This window comes from Variovorax sp. SPNA7, assembly GCF_033807855.1.
Taxonomy (GTDB): domain Bacteria; phylum Pseudomonadota; class Gammaproteobacteria; order Burkholderiales; family Burkholderiaceae_C; genus Variovorax; species Variovorax beijingensis.
This window is the reverse complement of record NZ_CP138513.1, coordinates 1,937,956-1,950,012: the sequence shown is the minus strand read 5'-3', so window position 1 is coordinate 1,950,012 and position 12,057 is coordinate 1,937,956. Positions and strand designations below refer to the sequence as shown.

The window sequence follows — 12,057 nt, the reverse complement described above, 5'->3', positions numbered from 1 at the left end:
TTGCACTGTGCCTCGTCATCTTTCGAATGGAGTCGATCATGGTTTTTTCAATGCAGCGCGCCCATCCGGTTCGCCGGGCGCTCGGCGTCGGTCTCTTTCTAGCGGCCACGGGCCTCGCCGGCCTTGCGCAGGCGCAAGGCACGCCCATCCGCCTGCTGGTCGGCTTTCCGGCCGGTGCCGGCACGGATGCCATTGCACGCACACTGGGCGAAAAACTCAAGGACGTGCTGGGCGTGCCGGTGGTGATCGAGAACCGCGCCGGCGCCGGCGGACAGATCGCGGCGCAGGCGCTCAAGGCGGCTCCGGCCGACGGCCATACGCTGTTTCTCTCGCACGACCACTCGATCTCCATCCTGCCGCAGGTGGTGAAGAACCCGGGCTTCAACCCCGCGACCGACTTCGTGCCGGTGGCCGGTTTCGCGACCTTTGCCAATGTGCTGGCCGTCTCGGGCGGCACGCCGGCCAAGAGCATTGACGAATATGTGAAGTGGGTTCGCACCCAGCGCGGCGGCAAGGAAACCATCGGCATTCCGGCGCCGGCCTCGATCCCCGAGTTCCTGGTGAAGATGATCTCGGAAAAATACAAGATCGACGTTCAGCCCGCGCCCTACCGCGGCAGCGCGCCGATGACGGCGGACATGCTGGGCAACCAGATCACGGCCGGCATCGCCTCGGTGCCCGACTTCATCGAGAACCACAAGGCCGGCAAGGTGCGCATCGTGGCCTCCATCGGCGCCAAGCGCCAGGCCGTGCTGCCGAACGTGCCCACCTTCACCGAACTGGGCTTCTCCAATCTTGAAGACCTGCCCTACTACGGCATCTTCGCGCCGGTGGGCACGCCGCAGGCCGTCATCGACCGCTACGGCGACGCGCTGCAGAAGGTGCTGGCCATGCCCGACGTGAAGCAGAAGCTCACGACCATGGGACTCACGGTCGGCTACGAGCCGCAGGGCCAGTTCGCAGGCCGCGTGCGCAGCTACACGCAGACCTGGGAACGCATCATCCAGTCGAGCGGCTTCAAGCCTCTCTAAGCGTTGGGGGCTGTGATGCCCCAGCGCGCGAGCGCCGCATCGTCGCTGACGCGCGCATCCACCCAGCGGGCGCCTTCGGGCGTCTGTTCCTTTTTCCAGAACGGGGCCTGGGTCTTCAGGTAGTCCATCAGGAACTCGCAGGCCTCGAAGCTCTGGCCGCGGTGGGCCGAGACCACCGCCACCATCATGATCTGGTCGAGCGGCTGCAACAGACCCACGCGATGAATCACGCGCGCACCCAGGATGTCGAAGCGCCTGTGCGCCTCGTCGATCATGGCCTCGATGGCCTTTTCGGTCATGCCGGGGTAGTGCTCGAGTTCCATCGAGGCCACGCTGCTGCCGTCGTTGCGATCTCTCACGGTGCCGACGAAGCTGCAGACCGCGCCCACGCGTTTGTCGCCGGCGCGCAACGCGGCGACCTCCTGCCCCAGGTCGAAATCGGCTGTCTGGATCGAAACGCGTGTGCCACTCATGCCGGGATTGTGGCATCGCGCTAGACTTCGGCAATGCCCCGCCTCGCCATGCTTTCTTCAGTGCCTCCGCACGCCGAAGGCAGCCGTGCGCGCCAGGGCAGCAAAGCCAAAAAACCAAAGCTCGTCTGACCGGAGCTGCGGTTCCGTCGTCGGATGAGCGACGGAACCTGCCAAGGCCTTGGCCCCGATCGGGTTGCGCGCGCATCGAACGACGGTTCCTTTCCATCGGTCGATTCCCTTGAGGAAACCCGCGTGCCGCCATCGTCCATTCCCTCCTCCAGCCCTGACTTCTCGGGCCTCTGGATTCCCCTTGTCACGCCGTTCCAGCACGGCGCGGTCGACCATGCCGCGCTGTCGGCGCTGACCCGCCGCCTTGCCGGCGACGGCGTGGCCGGCTTCGTGGTCTGCGGCTCGACGGGCGAGGCCGCCGCGCTCGATGAAGCGGAACAACTCGCCGCGCTCGACACGGTGCAGGCCGCCGCGGCCGGGCTGCCGATCGTCATGGGCCTGTCGGGCTATCACCTGGGCAAGACCACGGCCTGGGTGCGCCGGCTCGCCGAACGGCCGCTGGCGGGGCTGCTGGTGCCCGCGCCGCACTACATCCGGCCCTCGCAGGCCGGCCTGCTCGAATGGTTCCGCGCCATTGCCGATGCCAGCGCCGCACCGGTGCTGGTCTACGACATTCCCTACCGCACCGGCGCAACCCTCACGCGCGAAACGCTGCTGGCGCTGGCCGAACACCCGCGCATCCGCGGCATCAAGGACTGCGGCGGCGACATGGCCAAGACGCGCGCCCTCATTGCCGATGGCAGGCTCCAGGTGCTGTCGGGCGAAGATCACCAGATCTTCGGCACCGTGGCCGAGGGCGGCGTGGGCGCCATTGCGGCGAGCGGGCATGTGCAGACGCGGCGCTTCGTGCAGGTGCTGCGCCTGCTGGCCGAGAACCGGCTGGCAGAGGCGCGCGCCGAATGGCAGCCGCTGCAGCCGTTGATCGAAATGCTGTTTGCCGAACCGAACCCCGCGCCGCTCAAGGCGCTGCTGGCACACGATGGATCGATGCGCGACGAGCTGCGCTCGCCGATGACCCGCGCCTCCGATGCCTTGCGCGAGCGCCTGGTGGCGCTGGACGCCCGGCTCAGCCGCCCGTAACGGGCGGGAAGAAGGCGACCTCGCAGCCTTCGCGCAGCGCGGCCGCCTCGTCGCTCATGGCCTGGTCGAGCGCCATGCGGACGGCCTTGCCGCGCGCCAGCGCCGTGGCATACGCCCCGCCGCGCGCGATGAGTTCGTCGCGCAGCGCGGCCAGGGTGGCGGCACCGGTGTCGACGGTTTCGCCGCTGGTGTCGAGCGCCTCGCGCACGGAGGCGAAGTAACGGATCTGGACCTTCATGGGCAGCTTCGGTCAGGCCAGCAGCGAGGCCAGGGGGATGAAATTCACCGTGTCGCCGGCCTGGATGGTCCGGCCCGGCGGGTTGTCGACGACGCCGTCGCCCCAAACCATCGAGGTCAGCACACCCGAGCTCTGGTTGGCGAACAGGTCGAGCCCGCCCGCGGCGTTGCGCCGGGCGCGCAGGAACTCGCGGCGGCGGTCGGCGCGCGGCCAGTCGAAGTCGGCGCGCATCTGCACGGGCTCGGGCGCCACGCGCGTGGCACCCTGCAGCGTCAGCAGGAACGGGCGCACGAGCAGCAGGAAGGTCAGGAAGCTGGACACGGGGTTGCCGGGCAGGCCCGTGACGTGGCATCGCCCTTGCGCCTCGCCACCGGCCCTTGCGATCGAACCATAGGCGAAGGGCTTGCCGGGCTTCATCGAGAGCGACCACAGCTGCAACTCGCCGAGCGCCTGCACCGCGGCCTTGATGTGGTCTTCCTCGCCCACCGACACGCCGCCGGTGGTGATGATCAGGTCGCTGATCTCGGCCGCGCCGCGCAGCGCCTCGATGGTGGCCTCGCGCCTGTCGGGCACGATGCCCAGGTCGGTCACATCGCAGCCGAGCCGGTGCAGCAAGGCGCGCATGAAGAAGCGGTTGGAGTTGTAGATCGCGCCGGGCTTCATGGCCTCGGGCGCGACCTCTCCGGGCATCACCAGTTCGTCGCCGGTGGACAGCAGCGCGACGCGCGGCCGCCGCGCCACCTGGAGCCGGTCGAAACCCACGCTGGCGGCAAGCCCGAGCGCGGCGGGCGTCAGGCGCTCGCCCTGGCGCAGCACCACGTCGCCGGCGGCCACGTCTTCTCCGGCCCGGCGAATCCACTGGCCGGCCGCGGGAACGATGTCGATGCGCACCGCGCCGAGCGTGCCCTCCTGCGGCACGGGCTGGGTGTCTTCCTGCATCACGATGGCGTCTGCGCCCTCGGGAATCTGCGCGCCGGTGAAGATGCGCGCCGCGGTGCCGGCCGCCAGCGGCGTGCCCACGGTGCCCGCAGGAATGCGCTGCGCCACCTGCAGCACGGCGCCCGGCGCGGCGCAGTCGGCCACGCGCACCGCATAGCCGTCCATCGAGCTGTTGTCGCGCGGCGGCACGGTGAGCGCGGAGACGATGTCCTGCGCGAGCACGCGGCCGTCCGCATCGAAAGTGGCAATGCTTTCGGCGGGCAGCTTCGGCAGCGCCTTGGCGAGCAGGCTCGCAAGCGCTTCGTCGAGCGCCATCAGCGGCGGGCGCGAGGGAGTGGCGGAATCAGCCATGGTGTTCGGGGTTGTATTCGAAGCGGCTTGCGCTGTCGATCAACCACTGCGCGATGCCCTCGATGTCGTCGAGGTCGAACAGCGGCAGGCTGGTGGGCACCGGCAGGCTCGCGGGCGCATCGGTGGCAATGGCGGTCACGAAGGCGTCCTCGATGTACTGCGAGGGCCGGGGCGGCTTGCCGTCCTCGGGGGCGCGCCAGACCTCGATCTTGAGCAGGTCGCTGTGCTTGAAGCCCTCGACCAGCACCCAGTCGACGCCGTCATGGAGCTCGGCGATGAGGTCGTGCACCGACAGCTGCGCGGGCTGCTCGAATTCGCGGATCAGCGCGAGCCGCTTGTCCGACGCCACGACCACCTCGAAAGCCCCCGCCTCGCGATGGCGGTAGGTGTCCTTGCCGGGATGGTCGATGTCGAACTTGTGGTGCGCATGCTTGACCACCGACACGCGCTGGCCATGGAGCTTGAGCACGGGAATCAGGCGCTCGACCAGCGTGGTCTTGCCCGAACCCGAATACCCGGAAAAGCCGATCACCTTCATGTCGAGTTCCTGTGGCGGCCGTCTACGCGGCCGCCGAATGCATGTGCGGGGCAGCCGCTGCAGGGCGCGGCGTGCGGCAAGGGTCAATCACAGTTCTGTGCGATGTAGGCCTTGACGGCCTCGGCATCGGCCGGCAGCTTGACGACCCGTTTGGGCAGCGCCTCGATGCCTTCGAACCTGGCCGGGCGCGCGGGCTCGTGGCCCAGCGCCTCCACCAGCGTGGCGGCAAACTTGATCGGCAGCGCGGTTTCGAGCACCACCATCGGCACGCCGGGCGCGAGGTGTTCGCGCGCGGCCTTGAGGCCGTCGGCCGTGTGCGGATCGACCAGCGTGGCAAAGCGCTTGTCGGTGTCGCGGATGGTGGCCAGGCGGTCGGCATGCGTGCTGCGGCTGCTCTTGAAGCCGAAGCGTTCCGCGGCCTGCCCGAAGGCGGGGTCGGCGCTCAGGTCGAAACGGCCGTGGCGGCCCAGTTCGTCCACGAACAGCGAGCGCAGCTTGCCGGCATCGCGCCCCACCAGGTCGAACACGAAGCGCTCGAAGTTGCTGGCCTTGCTGATGTCCATCGACGGACTCGAGGTTTCGTGCGTGTCGGCTGCCGCGCGAACGCGGTAGGCGCCGGTACGGAAGAACTCGTCGAGCACGTCATTCTCGTTGGTGGCGACCACCAGCGTCTGGATCGGCAGGCCCATCATGCGCGCCACGTGGCCCGCGCAGACGTTGCCGAAGTTGCCCGAGGGCACGGTGAAGCTCACCGGCTTGTCGTTGCTCGCCGTGGCCTGGAAGTAGCCCGCGAAGTAGTAGACGACCTGCGCGAGCAGCCGCGCCCAGTTGATCGAGTTGACCGTGCCGATGCGGTACTTGCGCTTGAAGCCCAGGTCGTTCGACACGGCCTTGACGATGTCCTGGCAGTCGTCGAACACGCCGCTGATGGCGATGTTGTGGATGTTGGCGTCCTGCAGGCTGAACATCTGCGCCTGCTGGAACGGGCTCATGCGGCCGTCGGGCGAGGTCATGAAGACGCGCACGCCCTTCTTGCCGCGCATGGCGTATTCGGCCGCGCTGCCGGTGTCGCCGCTGGTGGCGCCCAGGATGTTGAGCTCGGCGCCGCGGCGGGCCAGTTCGTACTCGAACAGGTTGCCCAGCAGCTGCATCGCCATGTCCTTGAAGGCCAGCGTGGGGCCGTTGGACAGGGCCTCGAGGTACACGCCGTCTTCCAGCTCGCGCAGCGGCACGATCTCGTCGCTGCCGAACACTTCTGCCGTGTAGGTCTTGGCGCAGATGGCCTTCAGGTCGGCCGGCGGAATGTCGTCGATGTAGAGCGAGAGGATCTCAAACGCCAGTTCCGCATACGGCAGCTCGCGCCATCTGGCGAGCGTGGCGGTGTCGACCTGCGGGTAGTGCTCGGGCAGGTACAGGCCGCCATCGGGCGCGAGGCCTTCAAGCAGGATTTCGCAGAAACGCTTGCGGTCGGGGTGGCCGCGGGTGCTCAGGTAGTTCACGGTATGTCTCTTGCGCCGTCCTCAGGACAGCTCTTCCTTGCGGATGCGCACGATCGGCTGCAGCACGGTGGGCAGTGCCTGCAGTTCGGCGAGCACGTCGTTCACCGTGCCTTCGCGCGCATCGTGCGTGAGGATGATCAGGTCGGTCTGGGTGGAGCCCTCGCCGCCCACTTCGTCGGCTTCGCGCTGCAGCACCGCGTCGATGCTGATGCCCGCGGTGGCCAGCAGGCCCGTGACCTTGGCGAGCACGCCGGCCTGGTCGGCCACGCGCAGGCGCAGGTAGTAGCTGGTGACGACCTCGGCCATCGGCAGCACCTTCAGGTCGCTCATGGCGTCAGGGTGGAAGGCCAGGTGCGGCACGCGGTGCGCAGCGTCGGCCGTGTGCAGTCGCGTGATGTCGACGAGGTCGGCGATCACCGCGCTGGCGGTCGGCTCGCTGCCCGCGCCCTTGCCGTAGTACAGCGTGGTGCCGACGGCGTCGCCATGCACGACCACCGCGTTCATCGCGCCTTCGACGTTCGCAAGCAGCCGCTTCGACGGCACGAGCGAGGGGTGCACGCGCAGTTCGATGCCCTGCGCGGTGCGCTTGGTGATGCCGAGCAGCTTGATGCGGTAGCCGAGCTGTTCGGCGTACTTGATGTCCTGCGCCGCGAGCTTGGTGATGCCTTCGATGTGGGCCTTGTCGAACTGCACCGGAATCCCGAAGGCGATGGCGCTCATCAGCGTGACCTTGTGGCCGGCGTCCACGCCTTCGATGTCGAAGGTGGGGTCGGCTTCGGCGTAGCCCAGGCGCTGGGCCTCCTTGAGCACGGTGGCGAAATCCAGGCCCTTGTCGCGCATCTCGGAGAGGATGAAGTTGGTGGTGCCGTTGATGATGCCGGCCAGCCACTGGATGCTGTTGGCCGTGAGGCCCTCGCGCAGCGCCTTGATGATCGGGATGCCGCCGGCCACGGCTGCTTCGAAAGCCACCATCACGCCCTTGGCATGCGCGGCGGCAAAGATCTCGGTGCCATGCACCGCGAGCAGCGCCTTGTTGGCCGTGACCACGTGCTTGCCGGCCGCAATCGCCTCGAGCACCAGCTGCCTCGCAATGCCGTAGCCGCCGATGAGCTCGATGACGATGTCGATGTCCGGGTTGGCGATGACTTCGCGCGCATCGGCGACCACCTTCACGCCTTCGCCGGCCACTTCGCGCGCACGCGCCGCGTCCAGGTCGGCCACCATCGTGATCTCGATGCCCCGGCCTGCACGTCGCTTGATTTCTTCCTGATTGCGCAGCAGCACCTTGAAGGTGCCGCTGCCGACCGTGCCTGCGCCGAGCAGGCCTACTTGGATGGGTTTCATTGGAGATTCGCGTGGATGGTTCGTAAAGGGGGAAGGAAAGGGGCCGCAGGCCGCCTGGCGCGCGGCCGCGCCGTCAATCCGTCTTGCTGCGCAGGCGGTACAGCTCCAGGAACCTGGCAATGCGGTGGATCGCTTCGCGCAGGTCGTCCTCGTGGGGCAGGAACACGATGCGGAAGTGGTCCGGCGTCGCCCAGTTGAAGCCCGTGCCCTGCACCAGCATCACCTTGGTTTCCCTCAGCAGCTCGAGGAAGAACTGGCGGTCGTCGGTGATCGGGTAGACCTCGGGGTCGAGCTTGGGGAACATGTAGAGCGCGGCGCTCGGCTTGACGCAGCTCACGCCCGGAATGGCCGTGATGAGTTCGTAGGCCAGGTCGCGCTGGCGCCGCAGGCGGCCGCCGTCGCCGACCAGGTCGTTGATGCTCTGGTAGCCGCCAAGTGCGGTCTGGATGGCCCACTGCCCCGGCACGTTGGCGCACAGGCGCATGTTCGAGAGCATGTTCAGGCCCTCGATGTAGTCCTGCGCTCGCGCCTTGTCGCCCGAAACCACCATCCAGCCCGCGCGGTAGCCGCACGAGCGGTAGCTCTTGGACAGCGAGTTGAAGGTCAGCGTGAGCACGTCGGTCGACAGGCTCGCGATCGCGGTGTGCCGGACACCGTCGTACAGCACCTTGTCGTAGACCTCGTCGGCGAAGATCACCAGGTGGTGCTCGCGCGCAATGGCGACGATGCTCTTGAGCAGTTCGTCGGAATAGAGCGCACCGGTCGGATTGTTGGGGTTGATGACCACGATGCCCTTGGTGCGGGGCGTGATCTTGGCGCGGATGTCGTCCAGGTCGGGCATCCAGCCGTTGGCTTCGTCGCAGAGGTAGTGCACCGGCTTGCCGCCCGAGAGGCTCGAGGCGGCAGTCCACAAGGGATAGTCGGGCGCCGGGAGCAGCATTTCGTCGCCGTCGTTCAGCAGCGCGTTGGTGGCCATGGCGATCAGCTCGCTTGCGCCGTTGCCCAGGTAGATGTCCTCGAGCGTGACGCCTGCAACACCCTGCTTCTGGGTTTCGTGCATCACCGCCTTGCGGGCCGCGAAGATGCCCTTGCTGTCCGAATAGCCCGCCGATCCCGGCAGGTTGCGGATCATGTCCTGCTGGACTTCTTCCGGCGCATCGAAGCCGAACACCGCCAGGTTGCCGATGTTGAGCCTGATGATCTTCTGGCCCTCTTCCTCCATCTGCTTCGCGGCGTCCATGATGGGGCCGCGGATGTCGTAGAGCACGTTGGCCAGCTTGGCCGATTTCTTGAACTGCTTCAAAGGGCCCTCCCGGGCGCGGGTTACTACTCGAGATCGAAAGGCCCTGGAAGGCCTCGTGTCACTGGGAAAACCTATAATTTGACCACAGTTCCCAGTGCCCCGATGAAGCTCCAGCCCGACAAATCCGACGCCCAGTCCCTTACCGCGCACGGCCCCGGGTGGGTCGCAATCAACAACGAAAAGGTCGAGGGCAGCGTGGTGGTGGGCTCCCGCGGCGAGCGCTTCGAGTGGGACTGCACCCGTTTCGACCAGCTCGGGCCCGAGCATTTCGCCCAGCTTGCGTCGCTGGGCGCGGAATTGGTCATTTTTGGAAGCGGGTCACGCATCCGGTTCCCGCAGCCTGCCTGGCTCCAGCCCCTGATGGCCAGGCGCACCGGCGTGGAGACCATGGACACCCCGGCAGCCTGCCGCACCTACAACATCCTGGCCGGCGAAGGCCGCCACGTGATAGCCGCCCTCCTCGTGGAACCGCCCGAGCGGTGAGGGAGGGCTTTTCGGGGTAAAATACCGGGTTGCGAACAGGCCTGCTGCTCCAGTTAGCAACGACCAATCCTCCATTCGTCGAGTGTGCTGCAAAGCGCCCGATCAATGGAAACCAACGGAGAAAACAAGTTTCATGGCGATCGTTGTCAACAAACCCATTCCTGAATTCGACGCCAACGCCACGGGCGGACTGAAAGTCTCGAATACCTCTCACCTCGGCCACGTGCTGGTCATGTATTTTTACCCGAAAGATAACACTCCGGGTTGCACGACCGAAGCCATGCAGTTTCGCGACCGCTACAAGGACTTCGAAAAGGCCGGCGCCACGGTGTTCGGCGTGTCCCGCGACAACATGAAGTCGCACGACGAGTTCAAGGCCAAGCTCGAACTCCCGTTCGAACTCATCGCCGATACCGAAGAAAAAATGTGCCACATGTTCGGCGTGGTCAAGAACAAGATCATGTACGGCAAGAAGGTCAAGGGCATCGAGCGCAGCACCTTCCTGATCGGCGCCGACGGCATCCTCAAGGCCGAATGGCGCGGCCTCAAGGTCCCGGGCCACGTCGACGACGTGCTCAAGGCCGTCAAGGCGCTCAAGAAGGCCGCCTGAGCGTTACAAGAAGCGCAGTCTGTGCGCTTTTGCATCATGCCGTGGGAAATGCCCAACGGACTGTGCAAAGAGCGCGAGACGCGTCACCGGCGGTGTGCATAATGGCCTCATGCCGTTGAGCTCCACGACCGCATCCCCCGAACAAAGCCGCCTTGGTCTACAGGCGGCTTTTTCGTTTTCTGGTTTCCACTTCCTGCGAGCGAACTGACACATGCCATTGCCTCCCGCCCCCACGAAACGCGCCGCATTGCTCTCGCCGGATGCGCACGATGCACCCGCCCGCTCCTCGCACCGGGGATCGCGCCGCTCGGGCGAATCGCGCACCGATTCGGCGTCGTCGAGCGGCTCTTCCCAGCCGCTGGAATTGTTCGACCGCCACGCCGCCGACGCGGTAGGCGGCGGTAGCGAGGCCGCGCCGCCGATCCGTGCGAAAGCCAAACCCGCGCCTTCCCGCGGCCAGCGGCAGCAGCCCGTTGCACGCCGGGAGTCCGAGGCGCCGGCGCCCGTAGTGCATGCACCCGCGCCACAGCAGCAGATCGCGGCAACGCAGGCCCCGGCGCGGCCCAAGCGCAGCAAATCCAACGGCCCGGCCAAGCTCTTCGTGCTCGACACCAACGTGCTGCTGCACGACCCGATGTGCCTGTTCCGCTTCGAGGAGCACGACATCTTCCTGCCGATGATCGTGCTCGAGGAACTGGACGGCCACAAGAAGGGCACCACGGAAGTCGCCCGCAACGGCCGCCAGACCAGCCGCACGCTCGACGCGCTGGCCGCCGCCCAGGACGCCGACATTGCCAAGGGCCTGAAGCTCGACACCACCGGCCATCGCGAGGCCGGCGGCAAGCTGTTCTTCCAGACCGCACCGCTCGACTATTCGCTGCCGATCAGCCTGCCCCAGGGCAAGGCCGACAACCAGATCCTCGGCGTGGTGCAGGCCTTGCGCGACCTCTACGCCAACGACCAGCCCGGCCGTCCGAAGCAGGAAGTGGTGCTGGTGTCCAAAGACATCAACATGCGCGTCAAGGCGCGCGCCCTGGGCCTGGCCGCCGACGACTACCAGAACGACAAGACGCTGGAAGACGGCGACCTGCTCTACGCGGGCTCGCTCGCGCTGCCGGCCGACTTCTGGACGCGCCAGAGCAAGACCGTCGAAAGCTGGCAAAGCGGCAGCAACACCTTCTACCGGGTCAGCGGGCCGCTGGTGCCCAACCTGTACATCAACCAGTTCGTCTATTTCGAGGCCCCGGGTGAGCCGAGCATGTACGCGCGCGTCACCGAGATCCGCGACAAGACCGCGGTGTTCAAGACCCTCAAGGACTACAGCTCGGGCAAGAACGCGGTCTGGGGCGTGAACACCCGCAACCGCGAGCAGAACTTCGCGATGAACCTGCTCATGGACCCCGAAGTCGACTTCGTCACGCTCACCGGCACCGCCGGCACCGGCAAGACGCTGATGGCGCTCGCCTCGGGCCTCACGCAGGTGCTCGACGACCGGCGCTACACCGAGATCATCATGACCAGGGCCACGGTCAGCGTGGGCGAGGACATCGGCTTCCTGCCCGGCACCGAGGAAGAAAAAATGGGCCCGTGGATGGGCGCGCTCGACGACAACCTCGAGTTCCTTGCCAAGGGCGACGGCGGCGGCGCCGGCGAATGGGGCCGCGCGGCCACCAACGAGCTGATCCGAAGCCGCATCAAGGTCAAGAGCATGAACTTCATGCGCGGCCGCACCTTCCTCAACAAGTACGTGATCATCGACGAGGCGCAGAACCTGACGCCCAAGCAGATGAAGACGCTGATCACCCGTGCCGGTCCGGGCACCAAGATCATCTGCATGGGCAACCTTGCGCAGATCGATACGCCCTACCTGACGGAAGGCTCCTCGGGCCTCACCTTCGCGGTCGACAAGTTCAAGGGCTGGCCGCACGGCGGACACATCACGCTGGCACGCGGCGAGCGCTCCCGCCTGGCCGACTTCGCGAGCGACGTGCTCTAAGAGCCGTCGGTCCGCGGCCGTCCAAAGGCCCGCAATGCTCCCGGAGCATCGCGGGCTTTTTCGTCCGCGATGACAGGCTCCTGACAAGACGCTGTCAGGAGGC

Annotated in this window: 12 protein-coding genes; 5 read left to right on the top strand and 7 right to left on the bottom strand. The window is 66.9% G+C overall.

All coding sequences use genetic code 11. The features are described from left to right. Window positions 1-38 precede the first annotated feature (38 nt). Complete coding sequence (locus RZE77_RS09050; protein ID WP_319441545.1) at window positions 39-1,031, top strand: Bug family tripartite tricarboxylate transporter substrate binding protein; 993 nt, start codon at window positions 39-41, stop codon at window positions 1,029-1,031. Here the strand turns inward: RZE77_RS09050 and moaE are convergent. Then, complete coding sequence (gene moaE / locus RZE77_RS09045) at window positions 1,028-1,504, bottom strand: molybdopterin synthase catalytic subunit MoaE (RefSeq protein WP_319431458.1); 477 nt, start codon at window positions 1,502-1,504, stop codon at window positions 1,028-1,030. The two genes, RZE77_RS09050 and moaE, sit on opposite strands and share 4 nt — an antisense overlap. Before the next feature lie 153 nt (window positions 1,505-1,657). On the opposite strand from moaE, the gene dapA reads away from it, so the two are divergent. Further along, window positions 1,658-2,653, top strand: coding sequence for a 4-hydroxy-tetrahydrodipicolinate synthase (gene dapA, locus RZE77_RS09040; RefSeq protein ID WP_319431456.1), 996 nt, complete (start codon window positions 1,658-1,660; stop codon window positions 2,651-2,653). Here dapA and moaD read toward each other — a convergent pair. The 6 genes from moaD to RZE77_RS09010 form a co-directional block, all read right to left on the bottom strand. Further along, window positions 2,640-2,891: a molybdopterin converting factor subunit 1 gene (moaD, locus tag RZE77_RS09035; RefSeq protein ID WP_124959293.1), complete on the bottom strand. Its 252-nt coding sequence runs from the start codon at window positions 2,889-2,891 to the stop codon at window positions 2,640-2,642. The genes dapA and moaD overlap by 14 nt on opposite strands. 12 nt (window positions 2,892-2,903) lie before the next feature. Continuing rightward, complete coding sequence (locus RZE77_RS09030; RefSeq protein WP_319441544.1) at window positions 2,904-4,181, bottom strand: molybdopterin molybdotransferase MoeA; 1,278 nt, start codon at window positions 4,179-4,181, stop codon at window positions 2,904-2,906. After that, window positions 4,174-4,719 carry a molybdopterin-guanine dinucleotide biosynthesis protein B gene (gene mobB / locus RZE77_RS09025; RefSeq protein WP_124959291.1) on the bottom strand — a complete coding sequence of 182 codons (546 nt, stop codon included), beginning with the start codon at window positions 4,717-4,719 and terminating at the stop codon, window positions 4,174-4,176. Before mobB ends, RZE77_RS09030 begins: the two co-directional genes overlap by 8 nt. Before the next feature lie 83 nt (window positions 4,720-4,802). After that, the gene (gene thrC, locus RZE77_RS09020; RefSeq protein WP_319441543.1) at window positions 4,803-6,218 is read right to left on the bottom strand and encodes a threonine synthase; all 1,416 of its coding nucleotides are present in this window, start codon (window positions 6,216-6,218) and stop codon (window positions 4,803-4,805) included. Window positions 6,219-6,239: 21 nt separating this feature from the next. After that, window positions 6,240-7,562 (bottom strand): homoserine dehydrogenase, encoded by a 1,323-nt coding sequence (locus tag RZE77_RS09015; RefSeq protein WP_012746968.1) that lies wholly within the window; start codon window positions 7,560-7,562, stop codon window positions 6,240-6,242. Between the two features lie 73 nt (window positions 7,563-7,635). Beyond that, window positions 7,636-8,865: a pyridoxal phosphate-dependent aminotransferase gene (locus RZE77_RS09010; RefSeq protein ID WP_319441542.1), complete on the bottom strand. Its 1,230-nt coding sequence runs from the start codon at window positions 8,863-8,865 to the stop codon at window positions 7,636-7,638. A 102-nt stretch (window positions 8,866-8,967) separates the two neighbouring features. On the opposite strand from RZE77_RS09010, the gene RZE77_RS09005 reads away from it, so the two are divergent. The 3 genes from RZE77_RS09005 to RZE77_RS08995 all read left to right on the top strand — a co-directional run bounded on the left by RZE77_RS09005 (window position 8,968) and on the right by RZE77_RS08995 (window position 11,954). Beyond that, window positions 8,968-9,348 carry an Mth938-like domain-containing protein gene (locus RZE77_RS09005; RefSeq protein ID WP_319441541.1) on the top strand — a complete coding sequence of 127 codons (381 nt, stop codon included), beginning with the start codon at window positions 8,968-8,970 and terminating at the stop codon, window positions 9,346-9,348. A gap of 133 nt (window positions 9,349-9,481) precedes the next feature. Next, window positions 9,482-9,958 carry a peroxiredoxin gene (locus RZE77_RS09000; protein ID WP_007830801.1) on the top strand — a complete coding sequence of 159 codons (477 nt, stop codon included), beginning with the start codon at window positions 9,482-9,484 and terminating at the stop codon, window positions 9,956-9,958. A gap of 211 nt (window positions 9,959-10,169) precedes the next feature. Next, window positions 10,170-11,954, top strand: a complete 1,785-nt coding sequence (locus tag RZE77_RS08995; protein ID WP_319441540.1) for a PhoH family protein — start codon at window positions 10,170-10,172, stop codon at window positions 11,952-11,954. The last annotated feature ends 103 nt before the right edge of the window (window positions 11,955-12,057 follow it).

What these genes read in the sequence shown, in the direction of transcription:
- RZE77_RS09050 (WP_319441545.1), top strand. Translation starts at nt 39, where the DNA reads ATGGTTTTTTCAATGCAGCGCGCCCATCCGGTTCGCCGGGCGCTCGGC.
- moaE (WP_319431458.1), bottom strand. Translation starts at nt 1,504, where the DNA reads ATGAGTGGCACACGCGTTTCGATCCAGACAGCCGATTTCGACCTGGGG.
- dapA (WP_319431456.1), top strand. Translation starts at nt 1,658, where the DNA reads ATGAGCGACGGAACCTGCCAAGGCCTTGGCCCCGATCGGGTTGCGCGC.
- moaD (WP_124959293.1), bottom strand. Translation starts at nt 2,891, where the DNA reads ATGAAGGTCCAGATCCGTTACTTCGCCTCCGTGCGCGAGGCGCTCGAC.
- RZE77_RS09030 (WP_319441544.1), bottom strand. Translation starts at nt 4,181, where the DNA reads ATGGCTGATTCCGCCACTCCCTCGCGCCCGCCGCTGATGGCGCTCGAC.
- mobB (WP_124959291.1), bottom strand. Translation starts at nt 4,719, where the DNA reads ATGAAGGTGATCGGCTTTTCCGGGTATTCGGGTTCGGGCAAGACCACG.
- RZE77_RS09015 (WP_012746968.1), bottom strand. Translation starts at nt 7,562, where the DNA reads ATGAAACCCATCCAAGTAGGCCTGCTCGGCGCAGGCACGGTCGGCAGC.
- RZE77_RS09005 (WP_319441541.1), top strand. Translation starts at nt 8,968, where the DNA reads ATGAAGCTCCAGCCCGACAAATCCGACGCCCAGTCCCTTACCGCGCAC.
- RZE77_RS09000 (WP_007830801.1), top strand. Translation starts at nt 9,482, where the DNA reads ATGGCGATCGTTGTCAACAAACCCATTCCTGAATTCGACGCCAACGCC.
- RZE77_RS08995 (WP_319441540.1), top strand. Translation starts at nt 10,170, where the DNA reads ATGCCATTGCCTCCCGCCCCCACGAAACGCGCCGCATTGCTCTCGCCG.